Origin of the sequence: Arthrobacter sp. NPDC093139 (genome assembly GCF_044754165.1) — a bacterium.
GTDB lineage: Bacteria > Actinomycetota > Actinomycetes > Actinomycetales > Micrococcaceae > Arthrobacter.
In genome coordinates, this window is the sequence record NZ_JBIVOO010000008.1 from 41,926 (window position 1) to 66,800 (window position 24,875).

Consider the following 24,875-nt stretch of genomic DNA (forward strand, 5'->3'; position numbering starts at 1 on the left):
GTCCCGATGCTACTGCTTGAAGGCGGCGTCGAAGCTGGCCTGCGAGGCCGGGAAGTCGAACTTCTTGAGCGCGGCGAGGGCTTCGGGGGCGCCGTGGAGGCGGTCCATGCCGGCGTCTTCCCATTCGATGCTGACGGGGCCGGTGTAGCCGATGGCGGTGAGGGCGCGGAAAGAGGATTCCCAGGGGACATCGCCGCGTCCTGCGGAGACGAAGTCCCAGCCGCGGCGGGGGTCGCCCCAGGGCAGGTGCGAGCCCATGACGGTGTTCCGGCCCGTCATGCGCAGCTTGGTGTCCTTGCAGTCCACGTGGTAGATCCGGCCCTTGAAGTCCCAGATGAAGGAGACGGGGTCGATGCCCTGCCACATCATGTGGGAGGGGTCCCAGTTCAGGCCAAACGCCTCGCGGTGTCCGATCGCTTCCAGGGTCCGGACAGTGGTCCAGTAGTCGTAGGCGATCTCACTCGGGTGGACTTCGTGGGCGAAGCGGACCCCGCATTCGTCAAAGACGTCCAGGATGGGGTTCCAGCGGTCCGCGAAGTCCTGGTAGCCGGCGTCGATGACCTTTTCCGGCACGGGCGGGAACATCGCGACGTACTGCCAGATGGAGGAGCCGGTGAAGCCGACGACGGTGTCCACGCCCAGGGCCTTGGCGAGCCGTGCGGTGTGTTTCATTTCCTCGGCGGCGCGCTGGCGGACGCCTTCGGGGTTCCCGTCACCCCAGACTTTGGCGCCGACGATGGCTTCGTGGCGGAAGTCGATGGGGTCATCGCAGACGGCCTGGCCCTTGAGGTGGTTCGAGATGGCCCAGACTTTGAGGTTGTGCTTTTCCAGCACGGCGAGTTTGGACTCGACGTAGCCGGGTTCGTCCCAGCGCCAGGCGTCCAGATGGTCCCCGGACACGGCGATCTCGAGGCCGTCGTAGCCCCAGCCGGACGCGAGCCGGGCGACTTCCTCGAAGGGCAGGTCGGCCCACTGGCCGGTGAACAGGGTGTACGGGCGGGGCATGTCAGGCTCCTTCGGCGGGGGAATCGCTCACCGGGGCGGTGAGCTGGACGGTGGAGGACTTTGCGCTGGCGGACTCCTCGACGGCTGCCAGAACGCGCTGGACGGCCAGTCCCTCCTCGAAGGACGGCGAGGGGGCGCTGCCGCCGTCAATAGCGGTGAGGAAATCACGGATCTGGTGGGTGAATGTGTGTTCCCACCCGATGATGTGGCCTTGCGGCCACCAGGCGCCCATATAGGGGTGGTCGGGTTCATTCACGAGGATGCGGCGGAAGCCCTGTTCCCGGGCCGGGGCCGTCGCGTCCAGGAAGCCCAGTTCGTTCAGGTTCTCAAGGTCGAAGAGGAGGGCGCCTTTGTCGCCATAGATTTCCAGCTTCAGTGAGTTCTTTTGCCCGGTGGCCATCCTCGAGACCTCGACCGAGGCGATGGCCCCGCCGGTGAGTGACAGCGTCGCCCAGGCGGCGTCGTCGACCGTGACGTCCTCCGGGCCGTGCTCACCCGGCCGGCTGGAAACGAAGGTGTGCAGCCGCCCCGAGACCTCGGTGACGCCTTCACCGAGGAGGAACATGACCTGGTCGATGGCGTGGGAAGCGATGTCGCCCAAAGCGCCGGAGCCGGCCGCGTCCTTGCGCAGCCTCCAGGTCATCGGAGCCTGCGCATCAGTGAGCCAGTCCTGCAGATAGGAGGCCCGGATATGGCGGACGGTGCCGAGCCGGCCTTCGGCGATGAGTTCCTTGGCCAGGGCAAGCGCAGGGACGCGGCGGTAGTTGAAGCCGATCATCGACTGCACCCCGCGTGTTCGCGCCGCCTGCGCCGCGCGGGTCATGGCTTCGGCCTCGGCCATGGTGTTGGCCAGCGGCTTCTCCACCAACACGTGTTTCCCGGCCTCGAGGGCAGCGAGTGCGATCTCCGCGTGCATCCACCCCGGGGCGCAGATGTCCACAATGTCGATGTCGTCGCGGTCCACGACGGCTCGCCAGTCGGTGGCGGACTCGGCCCACCCATACGTGGCGGCGGCGTCGGCGACCTGCACCTTGTCCCGTCCCACGAGCACTGTCCGCTCGAAAGACGGGACATCGAAGTAGCTGGCCACGTTCCGCCAGGCGTTCGAATGGGCCTTGCCCATGAACGCGTAACCGATCATGGCCACCCCCAAAGGGCGGGTACCACGGCGGGCATCCGGGCGGGCACTACGGCGGGTTTCTTGGGTCGTCATTGCGCTGTTCCTAAAGTGTGGAGGGCCTAAAGTGTGGAGGCAGTGGGGTCCCAGTCCTCAGGGAGTGCAGGGGAGGCCGGCGCGGAGCTTTCGACGTTGATGAACGTTCCGGAGTCCACGGACTCGGAGATGGCGACCATGGTGTCCAGCACGTGGTAGGCGAGCTGTCCGGTGGCGCGGTGCGGGCGGTCCGAGCGGATGGCGCGGGCCATGTCCAGGACGCCCATCCCGCGGCCGTTGGAGGGACCCGTGGCGGGGATGACGGTCCAGTCCTCGTCGCCGGCCCGCCAGAGCCTCAGGTGGCCGTCAAAATAGTTCGGATCCGGGAGGGCGATCGTGGCTTCGGTCCCCGTAATCTCCACGAAACCCACCCGCTCGCGGGGCGACTCGAAGCTGAAGACGCTGTGTGAGGACTGGCCGCCTTCGAACTGTGCCATCGCGCTGACGTGGGTGGGGACCTCGACTTCAAATTCCTCGCCCAGCCTCGGGCCGGAACCGATCACGCGGACCTCCCTGGACTTCGAGCCCATGGCCGCGACTCTGCTGACCGGACCGAACGTCTGAACCAGGGCGGTGAGGTAGTACGGCCCCATGTCGAACAGCGGGCCGGCGCCGTATTGGAACAGGAACGCCGGATTTGGATGCCATGATTCGGGCCCCGGCGTCTGGAACGTGGTCATCGCGGTCAACGGCGTGCCGATGTCGCCGCGTTCGATCAGGCGGCGGGCGGTTTGGAGGCCTGCACCGAGGAACGTGTCCGGGGCGCAGCCGAGCCTGCGTCCGGCGGCGTCTGCTGCTTTCAGGAGTCCCAGTCCGGAATCGCGGTCCAGCGAAAAGGGCTTCTCCGTCCAGACGTGCTTGCCGGCGGTGACGGCGGCGGTGGCCACTTCCACGTGGGCGGCCGGGATGGTCAGGTTGACGATGATTTCGACGTCGGGATTGTTCAGTGCCGCGTCCACCCCGCCTGAGGCGGGTATGCCGTATTCCCTGGCCCGCGCCGCGGCCGCGTCCTCGGAAAGGTCGGCGATGACGAGGACGTTCAGGTCAGGGAACGCCGTCAGGTTGTCCAGGTACTGCTTGCTGATGTTGCCTGCGCCGATGACGGCGACGCCCACCGGACCGCTGCCGCCCGCCGGCGTCTCGGTCATGAACGTACCTGCCCGGTTGCCGCCTTCTGCAGAAAGGACAGGCTCTGGGCGATCCCGTCAAAAATGTCTCCGGAGTAGTCGTCAAACTCGACCACCCCGACTTCCAGGGATTTTGCGGCGGCGATGACATCCAGCACTGCCACCTTGCCCTTGCCTGCCGGCAGTTGCGCCTTGGTATCTGTGGTGAGCGGGCCGTCCTTGATGTGGATGAGCCGCACCCTGTCGCCCAGCCGGGTGAGAATTTCGACAGGATCCTTGCCGCCAACAGCAACCCAGTAGGTGTCGACCTCCAGGACTACCTGAGGGTCCAGCAGCCCGGCGAAGTACTCCAGGGCGGTCTGGCCGTCGATGGTGGACTCCAGCTCCCACTGGTGGTTGTGGTAGCCCACCCGGATGCCGTAGTCGGCAGCCTTCCTCGCGGCAGCATTGAGCTTCTCCGCGGTGGCCCGGATGTCCTCGGCAGACTGCCAGTGCTCGGCCTGTATGTAGGGCTCGATGACTGTTTCCATGCCCAGGTCCCGGGCCGCGGCAAAAATCTGATCCTGGTCCTCGCTGAGCAGGGGAGCGTGACCGGACGGGGCCGTCAGGCGGTTAGCCCTCAGCGCTTCCCCGAGCTCCTTGGCTGTCGCCACGAAGTTGTAGGGCTCCACCTGGGCGAAACCGATCTCGGCCACTTTTTGGATGGTGCCGGCAAGGTCCTCCTCGAGCGGTTCGCGGAGGGTATAGAGCTGGAGCGAGTAGGTCATGGCTTTCCTAACTTCGTTGCCGGCCGTGCCGGCATCAGCGACGGGAAACGTGCCCGGGAGTCAATTACGAAGCTACGGCTACTTTTACCGCAAGTCAATCAAAAGTTTGGAGAACTACTGACATAAGTCCGCCGTTGTGTGCTATTCCTTAAATCATGCAGACATCCCCCGCCCTCGAGCGGCCGTCGGAGGACACCGGGCTCCTGGCCCGTGCGGGCGACCTCTTTCAGATGCTCCGTGACGGCAAGGCACGGACCCGGGCCGAACTGACAGCGGTCACCGGCCTCGCGCGGACAACAGTGGCGGCCAGGATTGACGCCCTGTCAGCCCTGGGTTTCGTGGGTCCCGCAGGCGAGGCAGCCTCCTCGGGCGGCCGGCCGCCGTCGCGGTTTGTCTTCAACGCGGGCATGAAGGTTGTGTTCGCGGCCGACGTCGGCGCTACGCATGCTTCCGTTGCCGTCACGGACCTGAACGGGGACATTCTGGCCCGCCACTCCGGGGACTTGGGCATTTCGCAGGGGCCGGAAGCCGTCCTCGACTGGGTCATCGAGAACTGCAGGACGTTGCTGCGAAGTATCGGCCGTGGGGAAGGAGACGTGGCCGGTGTGGGAATCGGCCTGCCGGGGCCCGTGGAGCACGATACCGGCCGGCCGGTCAAGCCTCCCATCATGCCGGGCTGGGACGGGTTCGACGTTGCCGGCTATGTCGGCGCCGAGCTGGGAACCGACGTACTGGTGGATAACGACGTCAACATCATGGCTGTGGGCGAGCGGCATGCCTACTGGCAGGACCACCGGAATCTGCTTTTTGTGAAGGCTGCCACCGGCATTGGGGCAGGCATCATCAGCAGCGGTCAGCTGCAGCGGGGAGCAGACGGCGCCTCGGGGGACCTTGGACACGTCCGCGTTCCCAGCGGCGGGGACGTCCAATGCCGCTGCGGCAACCACGGCTGCCTCGAGGCGTTGGCGTCCGGCCCCGCGCTGGCAGCAAAACTGAGGGCCCAGGGCATCAATGCGGACTCCGGGACTGCCGTGGTGGACCTGGCAGCACAAGGGGATGTGCAGGCCATTCTCGCGCTCCGGCAGGCGGGAAGGGACATGGGGGAGGTGCTTGCCATCTGCGTCAATCTCCTCAACCCCTCCGTAATCGTGGTTGGCGGCAGCCTCTCGCGGGCCGGTGACCAGCTCCTGGCAGGCATCCGGGAGACCGTCTACCGCCGCTCACAGCCGCTTGCCACATCCAAGCTGCGCATCGAGCAGTCCAAAGCGCCGGTTGATGCTGCCATCTGGGGAGCGAGCCGGATGGTCATTGAGCACGTACTTTCGCCCGAGGCGGTGGAATCCGCCATCAGGAATGCCGCCCTTCACACCGCCTAGCGTTTTCACATCGACGAGAAACAGAGGATTCATCCGTGAGCAACCATGAGCCATCGTCCCTGCCGGGAACGGCACCCCTGAAAGTTGGGGTCGTCGGTATCGGATGGGCCGGTCAACAGCACATCAAGGCCTTCAAGAACATCGACGGTGTGGAGCTCGTCGCCGTCGCGGCCATGGAGGCGGACCTGCTGGCCGGTATCAAGGCCGAGTACGGCATCCCTCACACGTTTTCCCGCTGGGAGGACCTGATCGAACTCGAAGGGCTCGACGCCGTCAGCGTCGCCGTGCCGACGTTCCTGCACGCCCCGATTGCGATCGCCGCGCTTGAGCGGGGGCTGCACGTGCTGAGCGAAAAGCCCCTGGCACGCAACGGCGAAGAGGGCCGGAAGATGGTCGAGGCAGCCCGCGGGGCCGGCCGCGTCCTGGATGTCGCCTTCAACCACCGCCGCCGCGGCGACATCCAGAAGCTGAAGAGCATCATGGACGACGGCGAGCTCGGCCGCCCGTACTACGCCAAGGCCTCCTGGCTCCGCCGGCAGGGCATCCCCATGCTGGGCAGCTGGTTCACCAATCCCGCGCTCGCCGGCGGCGGGCCGCTGGCTGACATCGGCGTCCACGTTCTGGACTACGCGCTGCACCTGCTGGGTGAACCGAAGGTCCTCTCCGTGTCGGCGTCCACGCATTCGGAGCTTGGCCCCCGGGGCCTGGGCGGGAACGCCCGGTACACCGCGATGCAGTCGGCCCACAAGTTTGAGGTGGAAGACTTTGCCTCTGCCTTTATCCGGCTTGAAGGCGGAGGGACGCTGATCCTCGAGGCCGGCTGGGCGGCTTACCGGGACGAAGCAGACCTGATGGACTTCACCGTCTACGGTACCGACGGCGGCGCGGACCTGCGCGCCGTCGGCGCCTCCGACGCTCCGGTCGCAGACCTTCGCATCTTCAAGGAGAAGGACGGCGAAAACGCTGACTACACGGTGGTGGCGGAACCCGGCCGGGCACACCAGGCCGTGGTGGAAGATTTCGTGGAAGCCGTCCGGGGAGGCGAGTCCGTGTGGGGCGCCCACGATGGCTCACTGGCGTTGACCCGCGCCCTGGTGCTCGACGCCTGCTACAAGTCCGCCCTCGAACAGCGCGAAGTGAGGCTCTGACATGACCGACAAACTCAACATCCTGGTGTGGAACGAAGGTGTCCACGAGGCCCATAACGAGCCGGAAACCATGGCAGAGATGTACCCCAACGGCATCCATGGCGCGATCGCGGACGGCCTGAAAGGCTTTTACGCGGATTCCAGCATCAGCACGGCCACCCTGGCCGACCCGGAGCACGGTCTTTCGGAGGAAACCCTGGCCGCGACCGACGTCCTGCTGTGGTGGGGGCATGTGGCCCACGGCGAGGTCAGCGACGAGGTCGTCGAACGCGTGCAGCGCCACGTCCTGGGCGGCATGGGGCTCATCGTCCTCCACTCCGGCCACTTCGCCAGGATCTTCACCAAGCTCCTGGGAACCACCTGTTCCCTCAAGTGGCGCAACGACGGCGAACGCGAACTCGTGTGGACAGTCAAACCTTCGCATCCAATTGCCGCCGGCGTGGAAAGCCCCATCGTCATCCCGAAGCAGGAGATGTACGGCGAGCTCTTCGACATTCCGGAGCCCGATGACCTGATTTTCATCAGTTCCTTCGAAGGCGGCGAGGTCTTCCGGTCCGGGGTCACTTTCTCCCGCGGCAAGGGCCGGATCTTCTACTTCAGTCCGGGCGACCAGGAGTACCCCGTCTACCATCAGCCTCAGATCCAGCAAGTGATCGCCAACGGCGTCGCCTGGGTGGCGCAGCCCGCCCAGTTCCGGGAAGCCCCCGGCGTGGGCAACGCCCAGCGGGACTGGTACCTGTAGGGGCTGGCTCCGGCGGGCGGGACGCACGTGATAGCAATGAACTGATGAAAGCGTCTGCCGTGCTCCCGCCCGCCAACCCCGCCGTTCCATGAGGGACCGTGCCGGCTCCAGAATTCCGGCCAGCTGGATTCTCCTCGCCTGCATAGGCCTGATAGCCCTCAACATGCGGGGACCCTTCGTGGCTGTGGCACCTGTGGTGGCGCCGATGCAGCTGGACCTCGGGTTCTCACCGGTGGAGCTGGGTCTGCTCACAGGCATCCCGGTGCTGTGCTTCTCTCTCGCGTCGCCGCTTGCCTCGCTGGCGGCGCGTCGGCTGGGTGCGGAACTGGCCATCACCCTGACCCTCCTGGGGGTTCTGGCGGGCGTCGTCGTGCGCTCCGTGGGCGGCGGGGCAACGGTGATGCTCGGGACCGTGATTCTTGGCGTGGCCATCACGGTCGGGAACATCGCGGTGCCACTGATCATCCGACGGGATTTTTCCTCCCGCCGGCAGGGGACTGCGCTGGGGATCTACACCGCCGCCCTGAACATCGGTTCGTTCATCACGTCCGTGGTGACGGCGCCCCTGGCTGAAGCCGCCGGGTGGCGGCCGGCGCTTGCCGCGAGTGCTCTGTTCGCCGTCGCCGCAATCGCCTTCTGGGTTCCCGCAGCCGGACGCGGGGCATACATCCCCGCAGCCGACGATGGTTCCGGAGGCCCGCCCGCCAGCGGCCAGCTGGCCTCGCCGTGGACAACGGTGGGGCTGACCGCCGGTTTCGCCGGTCAAGCCATCTCCTATTACGGAGTGACGGCCTGGCTGCCCACGCTGCTGTCCGACGAACTCGGCATGGCACCGGCCGCCGCCGGCGCCGGGTCCTCCCTCTTCCAGATCCTTGCAATTCTGGGCGGACTGGGGGTTCCGCTGGCGGCGCGGTTCATGAGTACGACGGCGGTCGCCCTTACCTTGGGAGCCATGTGGCTCACCGTTCCCCTCGGGCTGCTGCTGGCGCCGCAGCTGTGGTGGCTCTGGTCGTCAATCGGCGGCGTGGCCCAGGGCGGCGGCATCACGGTGATCTTCACGGCCATCATCAAGCTGGCCCGCGACCAGACTTCGGCTGGCCGGATGTCGGCGGTGGTCCAGGGCGTGGGCTACGGCGTCGCCGCCGCAGCGCCGACGTTCGTGGGCTACGTCAACAGCGTCACCGGAGGCTGGACGGTGCCGCTGCTGGTGATCCTGGCATCGGTGCTGGCGTTCATCCTGGGCACGACGCTGTCCGTGCGCAAGGTGCCGAAACAGCGTTAAAGCCGCCACCCGCCGTCGTCCGCCCCCTAAACACCAAGCGCGAACGGACACTCAAGGCCCCGCACCTGAGCAGTTCCCTCTCACCGGCGAGGTCTAGGGGAACAGGCTGTTCCCACGGCTGACCCATATCGATAGGGTGATCACGGGCGGTGTCGATGAAGGATCGCCCGGTGGGATCAGCCGCCGGTAACGGGGGTGATCCCAGCCATTCGATTCTCGGGAGGAAGTATGACCAGTCCAGAGCAGGATCCGAGCCAGCAGGAAGGCCCGGCGGACGGTGGCGCTGCCGGCGTCCCGGGCGCCCGTGACGGGGGCGCCGACGGGGGAGCTGACAGCGGCGCCGACGGCGGTGCAGACAGCGGCGCCGACGGCGGTGCAGACAGCGGTGCCGATGGAGGCGCTGACAGCGGTGCTGACGGCGGTGCCGATGGAGGCGCTGACAGCGGTGCCGATGGAGGCGCTGACAGCGGAGCCGACGGCGGTGCCGATGGGGGAGCCGCAGAACGGGGCATCTGAATTTTGAGCACCACCCGCACTGATCTTCAGGACCCCGGCGCCGTGGAAGGCGGCGGGGTCCTGGAGACACGCCTGATTGACGTCGGCCGCGAGAGGTTTGCCGGCGACATCTGGGGGCGCACAGCGCTGCTTACCCGTAGCGCCGGCGACTTCTCCGATCTGTTCTCTGCTGAGGCCGTCGACGAACTGATCTCGCGCCGTGGACTGCGCACGCCCTTCCTCCGCGTCGCCAAGGGCGGCTCCACATTTCCCGACTCGTCATTCACCTCTCCCGCCGGCGTCGGCGCCACCATCTCTGACCAGTTGGACGACACCGCGCTTTGGCGGAAGTTCGCCGACGGTGCCACGCTCGTCCTGCAGGCTCTGCACCGCACATGGGAGCCAGTCTCTGACTTCAGCACCAAGCTGAGCACGGAACTCGGACATCCGGTACAGGCCAATGCCTACATCACCCCGCCTCAGAACCGTGGGTTCGACGATCACTACGACGTCCACGACGTCTTCGTCCTGCAGATCGCGGGGACCAAGCGTTGGATCATCCACGAGCCGGTCCACCCGGACCCACTGCGTAATCAACCCTGGACCGATCGCCGTTCCGCTGTCGCCGAGGCTGCGAAAGGCGAGGCCTACATCGATACCGTGCTCGAGCCCGGGGATGCCCTCTACCTGCCGCGCGGCTGGTTGCATGCCGCCCAGGCGCAGGGCGAGGTCTCCATCCACCTCACGCTCGGAATCCACAGCTGGACCCGCTACGCGTTGGCCGAACAGCTCGCGCAGGCCGCGCTTGCAGTGCTGTGCGACGATCCCGAGATGCGCCGTACCCTGCCATTGGGCGTCGACGGACCGGGTGCGGAGATCGACACCGTCCGTGAGCGTCTCGCCGCTGCCGTCGCGGAGGCTGATGTCACTTCTCTGTTCCACAGCACCCGGCGAGGTCAGGGACGCCCGGCGCCGCTGGGACCGCTGGCCCAGCTCGCCGCCGTCGAGGGCCTCAGCCCCGAGTCCGAGGTGCGGCTCCGTGGAGCACTGGAAGCACGGCTGGAGGGCTCACGCCTGACCACGCGCGTGGGCTGGTTCGACTTCGCAGAGCCCGATCTGCCATCTGTGACGCGCCTGCTCGACGGGGAGGTTCACAGCGCGAACGATCTCGGCGTCGGACTCGTCGAAAAACTGCTGCGTGCAGGGGTCCTCGTTCCCGTTGAACAGTGACGTCGTTGAAAATGACTTCGCTGAACAGTGACTCCGTGAACAGTGACTCCGCCGCAGTGGCTGCCACGGAACGCTTCTTCTGCTCTGAAGGCGCCCGGAAGCGCGACGACCCGATTGCCGGCACGGCCTCGCACGGGGTCGTCTGGGTCCTCATCGAGTACCGGGGCGGGTGGCCGCTCAACGGGTTCGAGGGGCTTGATCTCGAGCCTGAGACCAAAGCAATCGTGCTCGCCGCCGCAAAGGCGGCGCAGGCGCGGGTGCTGCTGGTGAGGCGGCCCGGCCCCCGCCGCCGTGAGGGTCAGAGCCATTGGGCAGTACTGCGACATGAGAACTCCGGCGCCTATCGTCAGCAATGGGGAACGTGGAGCAAGGATGAGGATCTGGCGGAGATTGCCACGGCACTCAGCATTCCAGGAAGGCTCGGCCATCCGCCCGTCATCCTGGTCTGCACCCACAGTCAACATGACCAATGCTGTGCGGTGTGGGGACGGCCCGTGGGACGTGCACTGAGTGAGCGCTGGCCGGAGCTGGTGTGGGAATGCACGCATATTGGCGGTGACAGGTTCGCAGGCAACGTCGTTGTAGCGCCCGACGGCGTCTACTACGGCCGTCTGGATGCCGAGTCGTCCGTCGCCACGATCGACGAGCATCTTGCCGGCCGCATCCACGGGGAGTATCTGCGCGGATACACGGATCTCTTCCCGCCGCAGCAGGCCGCTGTCGCGGCCACGCTTAGACGTTTTGGCCCTGCCGGCCGGCATGACTATCTGGTCACGGAGACCGTCCGCGATGGCGACCACTGGCGGATCCGCATTACCGGTCTCCCGCCTCACCCGGCGCGTGTCGACGTCGAACTGGAGGCCCGCCGCGCCCCGCCGTGCCGGTTGACCTGCCGCGGGCCGGCGATGAGCTCCGCCCTGGTCTACGAGCTTACGTCGGTCCGCGCAGTCTGACACCTGAGCCCCTTCTGAAGGGCCTCAAGTGTCCGGTTCGCGATATAAAGATGGCTCCGCTGCCGGGCTGCCTCCCCGGATTTCGGGGGTGCTGTTGCGAAGGCGTGGCAGCCCGGCGGGCGGAAATCTGGGCCGGTCTTTTCTAGGCGGCCACGAGCTCGTCCTCGATGGCTTCGGCCGTGGCGTCCGCATTTTGGCGGGCCTCGTGCAGGTACCTGGCATAGGCCGGAACCGTCAGGAAGCTGGGAAACGTGTCGCTGAGCGTGACTTCCTCGAAGATGTCGCGGGCGTCGGCGAAGCGGTCGCCGTCAAAGCGTTCCAGCCGGGCGAACTCCTCGTCCAGCATGTCCTCGACCCACTCCTTGGTGATGATCTCGCCATGGTCCGTGATGGCCCGCGAGTAGATCCACTGCCACAGCTGTGAGCGGGAGATCTCCGCGGTGGCGGCGTCCTCCATCAGGTTGTGGATGGCCACGGCGCCGTTGCCGCGCAGCCAGGACTCGATGTAGCGGATGCCTACTTCAATGTTGTTCCGGATGCCCTGCTCGGTAATGGTGCCATGGGTGGCGGCGACGTTGATCAGGGCACGGTCGTCCGGGATGACGTCCTCCCGCAGGCGGTCCAGCTGGTTGGGGCGGTCGCCGAGGACGCCGTCGAACACCTCGCGGCAGACGGGAACCAAGTCGGGGTGGGCTACCCATGAGCCGTCAAAGCCGTCGGCGGCCTCGCGGGTCTTGTCCGCGCGGACCTTTTCGAAGGCGTTGGCATTGGCGGCCTCGTCCTTGCGGTTCGGAACAGCGGCAGCCATGCCCCCAATAGCCATGGCTCCCCGCTTGTGGCAGGCACGCACCAGCTGCTCGGTGTAGGCACGCATGAACGGCTGGGTCATGGTCACCTGCCCGCGGTCCGGCAGGACGAACCGGGGGCCGCGGGTGCGGAAGTTCTTGATCAGGGAGAAGATGTAGTCCCAGCGGCCGGCATTGAGGCCGGCGGCGTGGCCCCGCAGTTCATAGAGGATCTCCTCCATCTCAAAGGCCGCGGTGATGGTCTCAATCAGCACGGTGGCGCGGATGGTGCCCTGCGGGATGCCGAGCAGGTCCTGGGCCAGGATGAAGATGTCGTTCCACAGCCGGGCTTCGAGGTGGTTTTCGATCTTCGGCAGGTAGAAGTACGGCCCCTTGCCCTGGGCCAGCAGACGGCGTGCGTTGTGGAAAAAGTACAGGCCGAAATCCACGATGCCTCCGGCCACCGGGGCGCCGTCGATGAGCATGTGCTTCTCGGGCAGGTGCCAGCCGCGCGGCCGGACCACAATGGTGGGCAGTTCCTCCGCGGCGCGGAGCCTGTACTCCTTGCCCTCTGGGGAGGTGAAGTCGATCCGGCGTTCCAGCGCATCCGTGAGGTTCAGCTGGCCCTGGATGACGTTGCGCCAGGACGGCGTGGAGGAGTCCTCCATGTCCGCCAGCCACACCTTGGCGCCCGAGTTCAGCGCGTTGATGGTCATCTTCTTATCCACCGGTCCGGTGATCTCCACGCGGCGGTCCTCCAGGCCGGGGGCCGGGGGAGCGACACGCCAGCTCGGATCGTTGCGGACGGACTCGGTCTCCCGGAGGAACCGTGGGTCCTGGCCGCCGGCGATTTGATCGCGCCGTGCCCTGCGCGCCCGCAGCAGTTCCTCGCGCCGCCCGGCCGTGGCCTTGTGCAGGCTGGCGATGAAGGCCAGCGCCTCCGGAGTAAGCACCTCGCCTTGCCGGCAAATAGGCTGCGCAGTCAAGGTAATGCCATTAATCGTGAAGTTGTCAGTGAAGCTGTTCATTTCTGTCTCCTTAAAGACGAAAAAGGGAAGTTCGACGGCGTTTGGCGGCACTTCGGTGATTCGGGCACGAAGCCGAAGGAGCCGGTATCGCGGCAGCGTGCGTAAAAGGGGCCCTGTGACCGGCTTCGTCCTCGCTCAGCGAGGTAAGAAGCCGGCCATGGGGAATAGCACGCCGAGCGATGCCGGTCCGAAGGCCGGCGGCGACGACCGCCGTCGAACGGTAAGTTTTAGTGGAACTGGCCTTCTTCGGTGGATCCCACCAGGGCCAGGGTGGATGCGTTCGGGTTGAGCGCGGTTGCGATGTCGTCGAAGTAGCCGGTGCCGACTTCGCGCTGGTGCTTGGTTGCGGTGTAGCCGCGGGACTCGGAGGCGAATTCCTTCTCCTGCAGCTCGACGTAGGCGCTCATGCCTTCGCGGGCGTAGCCGTGGGCGAGGTCGAACATCGAGTAGTTCAGGGCGTGGAAGCCGGCCAGGGTGATGAACTGGAACGTGAAGCCCATGGCGCCGAGTTCGCGCTGGAACTTCGCGATCGTGGCGTCGTCGAGGTGCTTGCGCCAGTTGAACGACGGGGAGCAGTTGTAGGAGAGCATCTGGTCCGGAAAGTCGGCCTTGACGGCCTCGGCGAACTTGCGGGCGAGCTCAAGGTCCGGGGTGCCGGTTTCCATCCAGATGAGGTCGGAGTACGGGGCGTAGGCCTTGGCGCGGGCGATGCAGGGTTCGATGCCGTTGCGGACCTTGTAGAAGCCCTCCGGGGTGCGGACCGGCTGGCCGCCTTCGCGGAGGATGAATTCCTGGTCGCGCTCGTCGACGTCGGAGGTGATCAGGGTTGCCGCCTCGGCGTCGGTGCGGGCGATGATGACGGACGGGGTGCCGGCGACGTCGGCTGCCAGGCGGGCGGCGTTCAGGGTCCTGACGTGCTGCTGCGTGGGGATGAGCACCTTGCCGCCGAGGTGGCCGCACTTCTTCTCCGAGGCGAGCTGGTCCTCCCAGTGCACGCCTGCGGCGCCGGCCTGGATCATGGACTTCATCAGCTCGTAGGCGTTGAGGGGTCCGCCGAAGCCGGCCTCGGCGTCGGCGACGATCGGGACCAGCCAGTCCTGGACGGTCTGGATGCCTTCGGAGAATTCGATCTGGTCGGCGCGGAGCAGGGCGTTGTTGATGCGGCGGACCACGGTGGGAACGGAGTTTGCCGGGTAGAGCGACTGGTCCGGGTAGGTGTGGCCGGAGTTGTTGGCGTCGGCGGCGACCTGCCAGCCCGAAAGGTAGATGGCGCGGAGGCCCGCCTTGACCTGCTGGACGGCCTGGTTGCCGGTGAGGGCGCCGAGGGCGTTGGTGTACTTGCCTTCCTTGTGCTCCTCGGTGAGCTGCTTCCAGAGCTTCTCGGAGCCGCGGCGGGCCAGTGTGTGCTCTTCGGAGACGCGGCCGCGGAGGCGGACAACGTCGGAAGCCGAGTAGTCGCGGGTGACGCCTTCCCAACGCGGGTTGGCAGCCCACTCGAGCTCCAGTGCGGCAGCCTGCTCGCTTGCCGTCGCTGGTGCGGGCTGCCGGGTGGGCTCAAATGCTGCAGTCATCGTTGATCTCCTTGTTTGCTCCCGGGTGATTCCGGGTGATGGCTCCGGGCTGACCGGCCCTGCGCCTTTGCAGTTCCGGCCAGCTTCCGGAAGGGTGCTTCCTTCGTGACACTTACTTTTCTGCACTTTCCAAATGCTTTCTAGAGCAAAATGCTGGAAAGAAATGCAGTTCTTCACGTATTCTTCAGAAATGTCGCCTTCAAGCTGGAACAGGGAAGTATCGCAACCGCCGTCGTCGCCGCCAACGGCGGAACTGGACGTCATCGCACTGGGCCGCCGGATCCGTCACCTGCGCAAGCAGGCCGGCATGACACTCGATGACCTGGGTGCCGCCGTCGGGACCGCACCGAGCCAGCTGAGCCTCATCGAAAACGGCAAGCGGGAACCGAAACTCGGCCTCCTGCAGCACCTGGCAGGGGCGCTGAACGTCGGCATTGACCAGCTGCTCGGAGCCGAACCGCCCAGCCGCCGTGCGGCCTTGGAAATCGAGCTGGAACGCTACCAGCGCGGACCCCTCTACGAGTCCCTGAACCTGCCGAAAATCCGCATCAGCTCGCGGTTGCCGCTGGATGTCCTGGAGGCCCAGGTCGGACTGCTGCAGGAGCTCGAACGCAAGATGAACGAGCAGGTGGCCACACCGGAAGAGGCCCGCCGCGCGAACGGTGAACTGCGCGCCATGATGCGGGAACGGGGAAACTACTTTCCGGAGTACGAGGCCGAGGCGCAGAAGGTGCTCAAAGAGGTCGGTTACACCACCGGACCTCTGAGCCAGCACGTCATCGCAGACATCGCGGCGCACCTCGGATTCACCCTTCATCACGTGGGTGACCTGCCGCATTCGACGCGTTCGGTTACTGATTTGAAGAACCGCAAAATTTACCTGACGCAGGGCGAACGGCAGGACCACGATCCCAGGTCTGTGCTGCTGCAGGCACTCGGCCATTACGTCCTGGGCCATGAAACGCCCCGGAACTACGGCGATTTCCTGGCCCAGCGCGTGGCCACGAACTATTTCGCCGCGGCCCTCCTGCTGCCGGAACAGGCCACCGTGGAATTTCTGCAGAAAGCCAAGGCCGCAAAGGAGATCGCGGTCGAGGATATCCGCGATGCCTTTGCCGTGTCCTACGAGACGGCCGCCCATCGATTTACCAACCTGGCCACGAAGCACCTGGGCATCACCACGCATTTCCAGAAGACACACCAGAGCGGGATCATCTACAAGGCCTACGAGAATGACGGCGTAGACTTCCCGCAGGACCACACGGGTGCCATCGAGGGACAGCCGTCCTGCAAGGCCTGGACCTCGCGCGCCGTGTTCGACGTGCCCGATAAGTTCAGCGCCTACAGCCAGTACACGGACACACCCTCGGGCACATACTGGTGCACCGCACGCACCGACCGGTCGGCGAACGGGCAGTTCTCGCTGAGCATCGGCGTGCCGTACCAGCACGTGAAATGGTTCCGCGGACGGGAAACGACGGCGCGGGCAACATCAAACTGCCCGGATCCCAACTGCTGCAAGCGGCCGCCGGCTTCGCTGACGTCGGAATGGGCAGGCAACGCGTGGCCATCCGCGCGGGCGCACTCCCACCTGCTCGCCGCCATGCCGCCGGGTGCCTTCCCCGGTGTGGATGAGACCGAGGTCTATACGTTCCTGCAGGCGCACTCGGGGAACTAAGGCGGGCGCCGGCCGGCTACGTCCTGCGGCGTTCGGCGGATCACGCGGGAAATAAGGGAGCGTTGGGTCAAAACGTGCGAAAGGTGAGGGAGGGAAACCGAGACCGAAACGACAACAAACCGTGACCGGACAGGCATCGATACTGTCGGACCCCGGTGCTTGACTGTGGACAGGCGAAATTTCCGCTGACTGTGTTTCCGCTGACTGTCTGAGGACGGCTATGAAGAGGATTCGAGTGGCTAAATTGGTGGCGGCTTCGGCCGTGGCGGCCCTGACCGCGTGCTCGGCGGCGCAGCCCGGGCTCTTGAAGGCCGACGGCGTTCCCCGCGACACCGTGGACCGGGCCACGTACTCAGCCGAGCTGAATTCCCTGCGGGATTCCGCTCTGACGCTCGGGGAGGCACTGTTGGCCGACGGCGGCGACGGTGCAAACGGCAATGTGGTGGCATCGCCAGGCAGCCTGCTGATTGCGCTCGCCATGCTGCGTGCGGGGGCATCGGGCGGGACGGCCGCCGAGATGGACGCGGTCCTGCAGCTTCCGGTGGAACACCGCGACGAGGCTATGAACGCACTGCTTGCGTCCCTGGAAAAGTTCGACGGCGACCCCGGCTCTGTGGACGAAGCGAACCCGCCGCGAAAGCCCATAATGCACCCGGCGAACGGCCTGTTTGTCGACAGGGGTGTCACCGCCGGCCCCGCCTACCTGGACACGCTGGCCCGGCACTACGGCACAGGCGTGTATCCGGTGGACTTCAGTGATGAGGCGGCCACCAAGCCCGCCATCGACGCATGGGTGGGCAAGAATACAGGCGGCCGGATCAAGGAGTCTCCTGCGGAGTACGATCGCCGAAACACCTTCAGCGTCCTCAACGCGCTGTATTTCGCCGCCGCCTGGAACGTTCCGTTTGATCCGAACAACACCTCTGACCTGCTGTTCACCACGGCCGGGGGCAAGGAGGTCACCGCCCCCGCCATGCACAACCTGCTGCAGATGAAGTACGCGGAAGGCCGGGGCTGGCGCGGCGTGGACCTTCCATATGCCGAGGGCTTCGTGATGCGGCTGGTCTTGCCTGACGAAAGGGCCGGCAAGGGAACGGGGCTGAGCGCGGAAACGTTGACGGACATCGCCGGAGCCATGGATACCGCCCGGTTGCAAATGGTCCGGATCCAGCTGCCGCGGTGGGACCACAAGTGCACCTTCGACCTTCGCAAGGTCTTCGAGTCACTGGGCATGCGGAAGACTCTCACAACCACGGAGGACTTCAACGCGATCCAGCCCAAGATGGCAATCACCCAGGCCGCGCAGGCCGCCAACATCACCGTCGCTGAAAAAGGAACCGTGGCCGCGGCCGTGACCCAGATCAACGGCATGGTCACGAGCGCGCCGCCGGAGCCGGACCGGACCATCGAGTTCGACAGGCCGTTCCATTACCAGGTTGTTCACGTCGAAACCGGACTGCCGCTGTTCATGGGCACTGTCGCGGATCCCCGCTGAGAGCAGGGTGCTGCCGTCGCCGCCGAAAGGCTATCCGTCCGCAGGGCTAGCCGTGCAATGTTCTGTACGCGGCCGCAGCAGCGGGATGCAGCGGGAGTCCCGCCGTGTTGATGAGCGATTCCGGGCTCAGGAACTGCACTCCGAGACTGGACCGCGGGATGAGCTCCTGGGCATGGTTCACCAGCAGTTCGACGGTCCGCTTCACCGTGCCGTCATCCAGATCGTTCCGGCACAGGAGCAGGTTGGCCACACCGACCGTCCATACAGCCTGAGTGCCTTCGTAGGCGCCCTCGGGAATCAGCACCCGGTCGTAGAACACGCCGTACCGCGACCGCATCACCGGGATGAGCGCAGAGAGGTCGAGCAGTCCGAGCCCGGTTTCTTTGTTGGCGGCAGCGATGGCGGCTGTGGGGACGCCTCCGGACCAGAACAAAGCGTCCACGGATCCGCCCTGGAGCGCGTCAAGTCCGTCGTTCAGGCCTAGGTTCATGACGGTCACTCTCTTCTCCCTGGCACCGGGACTGGCACCGGTACCGGTACCGGGACCGGCACCGGCACCGGCCGGGGATGCGGTCAGTCCGGCGGCGTCGATGAGGCGGGGAGTGATCAGTGAAGTCCCCGAGCCTGGCTGGCCGACGGCGACCGCCCTCCCGGCAAGGTCGGTGAAGGTCCGGATGCCGCTGTTCCTCCGGACGACGCAGTGGACGTAGTTTTCGTACACCTTCCCGAGGGCGGCAATTCCTACATTCGACGTGGCCCCGGCCGCTACCTGCTGCGCCGCCGCGTCCGCCAGTGCGACGGCGAAGGTGGCCTTGCCGGTCAGAAGATGCTGCAGGTTGTCCAGGCTCCCTCCGGTGGTCAGTGCCACGGCATTGTCCGCCACTCCATGACGCTGCAGGGACTCTGCAAGCAGCGTTGAGAACTCAAGGTAGAAGCCACCCGGCTCACCCCCCGCCACGGTGACCGTACCCGGCCGGCTCGCCGAAGTGCATGCGCTGAGAGCCGGCAGCAGTGCGCCGGCCAGGCCCGCGGCGAGTCCTGCCTTGAGGGCGGCCCTGCGGTGAGGAAGCCCCCGGGCGGTGATCACGTCAGCCATGGCGGTGCTCCTGGCCGGGCGGGGTGACCGGGGAGGGAAACTCGAGTCCTGCAATCAGACCGTGGGGTGCCCGTTCGGCCAGCAGCAGGCGCCCTCCATTGGCTCCCGCAAGCTTGTCCACGATGGTCATGCCCAGGCCGTTGCCGCGGATATCCCGGTTCCGCGGTGACCGCCAGAACCTGGTGGTGGCCGCGGCCCTTTCCTCCGCCGTAAGTCCGGGCCCGTCGTCGGACACCTCGATTATCGCCGCTCCCGACTGCTCGCGGATGCCAACGGAAATGCGGGCGCCGGGGGCATACTTGATCGCGTTGTTGAGAAGTTCCCCCACCATCTGGGCGAGTTCGGCGGCGTTGCAGGCCAGTTGGAGCGGCGGATCGGGTGGACCCTCGAGCAGGATCGAGGCCCCGGCGCGCTCCGCGGCCGGCGCTGCCCGTTCGACCTCTTCCTGCAGAACAGGGTAGGGGTCGATGAGTGCCCTGTTCCCGCCGGACCCGGGGCCAAGTGTGCTGCGTGCCGAATCCTCGAAGGCCCTGTGTTCGGCCGCCGCCAGCTTCAGAACCCCGTCCAGGATCTCTTCCACCCGTTCGAGTTCAGCCAAGACCCCCGCCGCCGCGGTGTGTTCCCTGGCCGTCTGCAGTTCCAGCTGCAGTAAATCGATCCTCAACCGCAGGGCGCCGATGGGATTTCGCAACTGGTGGGACGTGTCGGCTATCAGCTGGCGTTGGGAATCAATGCTTTCGCTGACCGTCTGCGCCATTGTGGTGAAGGAACGGCTCAACTGCCTCAGTTCCGGCGGGCCGTCCTCGGGAAGATGGCTCGTCCGCCCCGTTGCTTCAAGTTCGGTCACCGCCGAATTCAGGCGATGGACAGGACGCAGCACCCACTGGGTCACGCGTGCCGCGGCCAGAAGGAGCACCGCCCCAAGGGCGGCCGCCGCCAGGCCGACGACGATCCACCGCTCCCGCAGTTTCTGCCGGGCCGGCTCGGTGTTGACCTCGAGGACGGCCTCGCCAAGGACCTGGCTCGCGCTCCCAAAGGACCGTGAGATCACTTCAGCGCCGGATCCGAACGGTTGCAGCGGCGTGAGCGTGGTGTCGCTGAGGTTGAGGTTCGCCCTGGCCACTGCGTCCCGGACGTCCGCCCGGTCCTCGCCCAGGCCGCCGGAACGCAGGATACCCTGCTGGAGCCGGATCAGGACCCCCTCCCCGTACAGCTCGGAGTACCTGTCCATCTCTCGCTGAAGCTGGGTGGAGTCGCCGTCCAGCGCCGCGTCATAGGCCACCTGGGCGAACCGGTTCAGCGCTGCCACCCGGTTGATCTGCAGCTCCTGGGTGAGCTCCCGGCTGGCGGACGTCAGGATGGCGTTGGAGACGAAGACGACCATGAGTACCGACAGCAGGCTGAGGATGCCCAAAACACGCAGTTTCACGCGGGATCTGCCTCGATCCGATAACCGACACCGCGGACGTTGATGATGAAACCGGGCAGTTGCAGCTTGGCCCTCAGGCCGGTCAGGTGCACGTCCAGGGACCGTGATGACGCGAGGAAGGCATCGCCCCACAAAGCGTCCAGGATCTGTTCCCGGGTGACCACGGAACCTGCATGGCGGGCCAGCAGCGCGAGGAGATCGAACTCGGTGGCTGTCAGGGGCAGAACGCGTGATCCGAGTGCCGCCACGCGCCGCTCGACGTCGACCTCCAGGTCTCCGAGCACAATGCTCTGCTGCACCTTCCCGCCGGAACGTCCTGCGCGCCGAGTGACAGCTTCGATGCGGGCCAGCAGTTCAACGAGTTTTACCGGCTTTACGAGGTAGTCATCAGCCCCGGACCGCAGCCCCAGCACCACGCTCCGCTCATCGTCGCGCGCGGTGAGGATCAGGATGGGACAGGGCGTGACCTGGCGAAGTTTCCGCAGCACCTCGAGGCCGTCCATATCCGGAAGCCCCAGGTCCAGGAGGATCACCTCGAACTTCCTGTGGACCAGCAGGGCATCAGCTCCTCGGGACACCCTGGTTGCCTTGTGGCCTGCGGAGACGACAGCTGCGTCAAGAGCGGCCGCCATGGCGTCGTCGTCCTCGACGATGAGCACTTCCATGGCCTGGTCCCTTTGTCGCTGGTCGGGCATGCGCGTCAGCGCACACATCAGTCTGCCCGCTTTGGAGATTACCCTTTCTCCCGCTTTTTTGCCCTGAGCCGGTGTTGCCCCGGCGGGATGGGGCAGGAAGCGAAAACCTAAGGAAGTGTTAGGAAATCCCCGCCTGCGTTGGTTGTGCCCTGCATCACCAATAGTTTTGATGGGGTCCTCTGCTGTTCAGGGGGACTGTCAACGTCGAGGAGGAACCATGAGCAAAGTTGCCGTGGACAGCATGAAAATTCGCCCGGAACGGTCGCCGGTGGCGGCGCCGTCAAGGAAGGTTCAATGATGAGCACCCAGCAAGCCGTGACCCAGAATGAGGCAGCCCAGACCCGCCGGGCCGTGAGCAACATCCTCAAGGGCTCCGCAGGCAACCTCGTGGAATGGTATGACCTCTACGTCTACACAGTCTTCGCAGCCTACTTCCAGTCCCACTTCTTCAATTCCAAGGACGAGCTGCAGGCCGGCCTCGAAGCGATGGCCGTCTTCTCGACGTCGTTCCTCATGCGGCCCATCGGCAGCTGGTTCTTCGGCCGCTATGCCGACCGCAACGGCCGCAAGGCCGCCCTGACGCTCAGCGTGACCATGATGTCGGCCGGCTCTTTCGCCATCGCCATCCTGCCCACTACCCAGCAGATCGGCGTCTGGGCCCTGCTTCTGCTCATCCTCGTGCGCCTGGTCCAGGGCTTCTCCGTGGGCGGCGAATATGGCACCAGCGCCACGTACATGTCCGAGGCCGCCACCTCCAAGCGCCGCGGCTTCTTCTCCAGCTTCCAGTACGTCACCCTGATCGGCGGACAAATGCTGGCACTGCTGATCCTCGTCATCCTGCAGAACACCATGGGTAAGGACGTACTGACGGAGTGGGGCTGGCGTATTCCGTTCGCCATCGGTGGCGTCGCCGCGCTTGTGGTCCTGTGGCTGCGGCGCTCCATGGAAGAGACTGTCTCCGAGGAGCAGGTCCTTGCGGCCAAGGCCCCGGTTGTGGCCGGCGAAGCCCAGCCCGGCACCATGAAGCTGCTGTTCACCCAGCACTGGAAGCCCCTGCTGATCTGCATCGGTGTGACCCTCGGCGGCACCGTTGCGTTCTACACGTACACCAACTTCATCCTGAAGTTCATGAACGATACGTCCGGCATCGCCAAGACCGACACCTCCGTCATCAACTTCTGGGCCCTGCTCATCTTCATGCTTCTGCAGCCCGTCTACGGCATGATCTCCGACAAGGTGGGCCGCAAGCCGCTGCTTCTCTGGTTCGGTTTCGGTGGCCTGCTATTCACTTGGCCGCTGCTCTCCACGCTTGCCGGCACCAAGGATCCGTTCACCGCGTTCCTGCTGATGATGGGTGGCCTGCTGATCGTTGGGGGCTACACCTCCATCAACGCCCTGGTGAAGGCCGAGCTGTTCCCGGCATCCATCCGCGCCCTCGGCGTCGGCCTCGGGTACGCGATTGCCAACTCGCTCTTCGGCGGGACCGTCCCGCTGATCGGTGCGGCGCTGCAGAAAGCCGGCCAGGTGGACCTGTTCTTCACCTACGTCACCGTGGCAATCGGCCTCTCCCTGCTGGTCTACATCTTCGCCCTGAAGAACAAGAAGGCAACGCACCTGGACCGCGAGCAAGGCGACGCCTGGTCCCGGGCAGCTGTTGCCGCGGATGATGCCACGGATGCAGGCCGCAGGGACGACGACAAGGACCTCGTGGACGCCTCGCAGCGCTAGGCCCGCAGGCCATTTCGATGGTTCCCTGCACACTCGATGCGCGACAGCGTCGAGGCGGCAGGGAGCCATCGAAACGGACGCGTACGACGGCGGGCGGCCGGCGCGCGTACGAGGCAACGTGGGTGAGAGAATGGGGGCGGTTCCGGCCAGCCCGGCGGGAACCGTCCAGTGCTAATACAGCCGGCTGCCGCTGCTTCCCGGGGAACCACGGCATCCGAGCGAACCACTACGAATGGAACAGCCATGACTTCCGCCCAGACTTTCCCGGCCGCCTCAGCACCGCCGAAATTCGCTTCGATCGGCTCGCCCTACTTCGGCATCATGCTGGCGGTCATGGCCGTGGTGTTGATCCTGTCCAACATCGGGGCATCAAAGGGTGTGGCTCTGGGCCCCATCGTCACGGACGGCGGCTTCTTCCTGTTCCCCTTGGCCTACATCCTGGGTGACGTCATCAGCGAGGTCTACGGGTTCAAGGTGGCGCGCAGGGCCATCATCACCACGTTTGCGCTGTCCGCCTTCGCCTCCGTCTGCTACTGGGTCATCATCGCGCTGCCCGGTTTCGGCGATGAGTTCGGCGCGTCGAAGCAGGCCGCCCTGGAGGGGGCGCTCGGCCCCGTGCCGCTGATCGTGCTCGCGTCACTGCTCGCGTTCCTCGCGGGCCAGACCCTCAACTCCTGGATCCTGGTCAGGATGAAGGCACGTTCGGGCGAAAAATCGCTCTGGGCCCGCATCATGAGCTCCTCGGTGGCGGGTGAGTTTGTGGACACCCTGATTTTCTGCAGCATCGCGGCGTCCGTGATTGGCATCAGCGACTTCGGCATGTTCGTGAACTATGTGGTGGCGGGGTTCCTCTATAAGACCCTGGTTGAGTTCCTCTTCGTGCCCGTGACGGCTCTCGTGATCGGATGGATCAAGAAGCGCGAGCCGAGCTACGGTGCGGTGACCGGCGCAGCGTAAGCGGACCACCCGCCGTCGTACCTTGGCCGCCGTTTAGACGGGTCCTGCCCCACTCGATGATGCGTGACGTCGAGCCTGCAGGGAACCGTCGAAACGGCGCTACGGGCTATCCGAAAGGACCACGGGCAAGCGCCCGGAGCACCCTGTACTTGAACTCGGTTTCATTGAACAGGTCCTTCCATTCGATCCGGAGGAAGATCCAGCCCTGTTCCATGAGCGCCTTTTCGCGGCGGCGCTCCGCAAACAGGACCTCATCGGTGGGCTGGTAGTCGAAGTACTTGGTTCTGCCGTCGAATTCGAGCGCCACTTTTCGCTTGCGCCAGGCGAAGTCCAGCCGGTGCTCGCCCAGTGGCGTGTGCACGACGTACTGGGGTTCGGGCGGTTCGATCCTGAGCCTGTGGAGCAGTTCCCTCGTCAGGGTTTCGCCGGGTGATTCGGAGCGCGGATCCGCCAGTTCGATTGCCCTGCGCAGTGCGACGACTCCGTTGCGCCCGGCCAGCTCAGTGCAGCGGGAATGCAGGGCCTCCAAGTCCGCCCCGAGCCGGCAGGCATGATCCATAAGGATGAGGGACTGCCGAACATTGAACATCAGGCAGCAATCCACCACTGTCCGCTCAAGTGACGTGCAGGGGAGCCCGTCCACGTAACTAATGTCGCCCGGACCCAGTGCCCGCGTATGGGCAACGACGTCACGGCCATGCGAAATCCGGGACGGGCACGTCTGCTGGGTGAGGTGGATCCGGCCGTCGGCCTTCCACAGGTGGAGCCCGCGCAGGCGGGCACCTGAGGTGTGGCTGTAAACAAAGCCGCCCGCCGACGTCGTAAGCGTCCCGTGTGCGTGGGCATGGATGAGACAGCGGCTGCGTGTGCTCGGCTTCAGGCCGTTCCACCAGCTGCCGCGGACATAGCAGCCACGCCGCGCACGGACCAGGTCTCCGCTGTACATCAGGCGGGCAACGGCGCGTGCATGAAGGCCGGCTCTAAGCAATTCCTGGGTGCGCCACATGTTACCGGCGGGAAGCTGCGGCTGGGTCATGGTTCCAGCCTCAACTTCGCGGCGGCCTGTATCCAGACC

The 24,875-nt window shown here is 65.8% G+C and carries 21 protein-coding genes; 11 read left to right on the forward strand and 10 right to left on the reverse strand.

The window, feature by feature from the left end; genetic code table 11:
- Window positions 1–9 precede the first annotated feature (9 nt).
- The 4 genes from ACIP90_RS13490 to ACIP90_RS13505 are packed head-to-tail and all read right to left on the reverse strand — an operon-like array spanning window position 10 to window position 4,112.
- On the reverse strand, window positions 10–1,005 hold the full coding sequence (locus ACIP90_RS13490; protein ID WP_400579837.1) for a sugar phosphate isomerase/epimerase family protein: 996 nt from the start codon (window positions 1,003–1,005) through the stop codon (window positions 10–12).
- A gap of 1 nt (window position 1,006) precedes the next feature.
- Window positions 1,007–2,218, reverse strand: coding sequence for a Gfo/Idh/MocA family protein (locus tag ACIP90_RS13495; RefSeq protein ID WP_400579838.1), 1,212 nt, complete (start codon window positions 2,216–2,218; stop codon window positions 1,007–1,009).
- 26 nt (window positions 2,219–2,244) lie between these two features.
- Window positions 2,245–3,366, reverse strand: a complete 1,122-nt coding sequence (locus ACIP90_RS13500; protein ID WP_400579839.1) for a Gfo/Idh/MocA family protein — start codon at window positions 3,364–3,366, stop codon at window positions 2,245–2,247.
- Window positions 3,363–4,112, reverse strand: coding sequence for a sugar phosphate isomerase/epimerase family protein (locus ACIP90_RS13505; protein WP_400579840.1), 750 nt, complete (start codon window positions 4,110–4,112; stop codon window positions 3,363–3,365). Before ACIP90_RS13505 ends, ACIP90_RS13500 begins: the two co-directional genes overlap by 4 nt.
- A gap of 155 nt (window positions 4,113–4,267) precedes the next feature.
- Between ACIP90_RS13505 and ACIP90_RS13510 the strand changes: the two genes are divergently transcribed.
- From ACIP90_RS13510 to ACIP90_RS13540, 7 genes are all read left to right on the forward strand, one after another.
- Entirely contained in the window at window positions 4,268–5,488 is a 1,221-nt protein-coding gene (locus tag ACIP90_RS13510) for an ROK family protein (RefSeq protein WP_400579842.1), read from the forward strand.
- A 35-nt stretch (window positions 5,489–5,523) separates the two neighbouring features.
- A complete protein-coding gene (locus tag ACIP90_RS13515) occupies window positions 5,524–6,636 on the forward strand; it encodes a Gfo/Idh/MocA family protein (RefSeq protein WP_400579843.1) in 1,113 nt (370 codons plus the stop codon).
- Between the two features lies 1 nt (window position 6,637).
- On the forward strand, window positions 6,638–7,378 hold the full coding sequence (locus ACIP90_RS13520) for a ThuA domain-containing protein (RefSeq protein ID WP_400579845.1): 741 nt from the start codon (window positions 6,638–6,640) through the stop codon (window positions 7,376–7,378).
- 88 nt (window positions 7,379–7,466) lie between these two features.
- Window positions 7,467–8,660 carry a CynX/NimT family MFS transporter gene (locus ACIP90_RS13525; protein WP_400579846.1) on the forward strand — a complete coding sequence of 398 codons (1,194 nt, stop codon included), beginning with the start codon at window positions 7,467–7,469 and terminating at the stop codon, window positions 8,658–8,660.
- Window positions 8,661–8,888: 228 nt separating this feature from the next.
- Window positions 8,889–9,176, forward strand: a complete 288-nt coding sequence (locus ACIP90_RS13530) for a BatC protein (RefSeq protein ID WP_400579848.1) — start codon at window positions 8,889–8,891, stop codon at window positions 9,174–9,176.
- A 3-nt stretch (window positions 9,177–9,179) separates the two neighbouring features.
- A complete protein-coding gene (locus tag ACIP90_RS13535; RefSeq protein WP_400579850.1) occupies window positions 9,180–10,385 on the forward strand; it encodes a cupin domain-containing protein in 1,206 nt (401 codons plus the stop codon).
- A gap of 113 nt (window positions 10,386–10,498) precedes the next feature.
- Window positions 10,499–11,338 carry a sucrase ferredoxin gene (locus ACIP90_RS13540; RefSeq protein WP_400580042.1) on the forward strand — a complete coding sequence of 280 codons (840 nt, stop codon included), beginning with the start codon at window positions 10,499–10,501 and terminating at the stop codon, window positions 11,336–11,338.
- A 142-nt stretch (window positions 11,339–11,480) separates the two neighbouring features.
- Here ACIP90_RS13540 and aceB read toward each other — a convergent pair whose 3' ends face one another.
- Both aceB and aceA read right to left on the reverse strand, forming a co-directional pair.
- Complete coding sequence (gene aceB, locus ACIP90_RS13545) at window positions 11,481–13,151, reverse strand: malate synthase A (RefSeq protein ID WP_400579851.1); 1,671 nt, start codon at window positions 13,149–13,151, stop codon at window positions 11,481–11,483.
- Window positions 13,152–13,378: 227 nt separating this feature from the next.
- Window positions 13,379–14,722, reverse strand: a complete 1,344-nt coding sequence (aceA, locus tag ACIP90_RS13550) for an isocitrate lyase (protein ID WP_400579853.1) — start codon at window positions 14,720–14,722, stop codon at window positions 13,379–13,381.
- Between the two features lie 163 nt (window positions 14,723–14,885).
- Between aceA and ACIP90_RS13555 the strand changes: the two genes are divergently transcribed.
- Both ACIP90_RS13555 and ACIP90_RS13560 read left to right on the forward strand, forming a co-directional pair.
- Window positions 14,886–16,400 (forward strand): helix-turn-helix domain-containing protein, encoded by a 1,515-nt coding sequence (locus tag ACIP90_RS13555; RefSeq protein ID WP_400579855.1) that lies wholly within the window; start codon window positions 14,886–14,888, stop codon window positions 16,398–16,400.
- A gap of 235 nt (window positions 16,401–16,635) precedes the next feature.
- Window positions 16,636–17,895, forward strand: coding sequence for a serpin family protein (locus ACIP90_RS13560; RefSeq protein WP_400579857.1), 1,260 nt, complete (start codon window positions 16,636–16,638; stop codon window positions 17,893–17,895).
- 46 nt (window positions 17,896–17,941) lie between these two features.
- Here ACIP90_RS13560 and ACIP90_RS13565 read toward each other — a convergent pair whose 3' ends face one another.
- From ACIP90_RS13565 to ACIP90_RS13575, 3 genes are read right to left on the reverse strand one after another with little or no spacing between them, the layout of a single operon-like run.
- Entirely contained in the window at window positions 17,942–18,991 is a 1,050-nt protein-coding gene (locus tag ACIP90_RS13565; protein WP_400579858.1) for a TAXI family TRAP transporter solute-binding subunit, read from the reverse strand.
- Window positions 18,984–20,420 (reverse strand): ATP-binding protein, encoded by a 1,437-nt coding sequence (locus ACIP90_RS13570; RefSeq protein ID WP_400579860.1) that lies wholly within the window; start codon window positions 20,418–20,420, stop codon window positions 18,984–18,986. The genes ACIP90_RS13565 and ACIP90_RS13570 overlap by 8 nt, the downstream gene beginning before the upstream one ends.
- Window positions 20,417–21,085 carry a response regulator transcription factor gene (locus tag ACIP90_RS13575; RefSeq protein WP_400580043.1) on the reverse strand — a complete coding sequence of 223 codons (669 nt, stop codon included), beginning with the start codon at window positions 21,083–21,085 and terminating at the stop codon, window positions 20,417–20,419. Before ACIP90_RS13575 ends, ACIP90_RS13570 begins: the two co-directional genes overlap by 4 nt.
- Before the next feature lie 327 nt (window positions 21,086–21,412).
- On the opposite strand from ACIP90_RS13575, the gene ACIP90_RS13580 reads away from it, so the two are divergent.
- Together ACIP90_RS13580 and ACIP90_RS13585 are read left to right on the forward strand one after the other, a co-directional pair.
- Window positions 21,413–22,843 carry an MFS transporter gene (locus ACIP90_RS13580; RefSeq protein WP_400580044.1) on the forward strand — a complete coding sequence of 477 codons (1,431 nt, stop codon included), beginning with the start codon at window positions 21,413–21,415 and terminating at the stop codon, window positions 22,841–22,843.
- Between the two features lie 243 nt (window positions 22,844–23,086).
- The gene (locus ACIP90_RS13585) at window positions 23,087–23,800 is read left to right on the forward strand and encodes a queuosine precursor transporter (RefSeq protein WP_400579862.1); all 714 of its coding nucleotides are present in this window, start codon (window positions 23,087–23,089) and stop codon (window positions 23,798–23,800) included.
- Between the two features lie 106 nt (window positions 23,801–23,906).
- On the opposite strand, the gene ACIP90_RS13590 is transcribed toward ACIP90_RS13585, so the two are convergent.
- Window positions 23,907–24,836: a hypothetical protein gene (locus ACIP90_RS13590; RefSeq protein ID WP_400579863.1), complete on the reverse strand. Its 930-nt coding sequence runs from the start codon at window positions 24,834–24,836 to the stop codon at window positions 23,907–23,909.
- Between the last annotated feature and the right edge of the window lie 39 nt (window positions 24,837–24,875).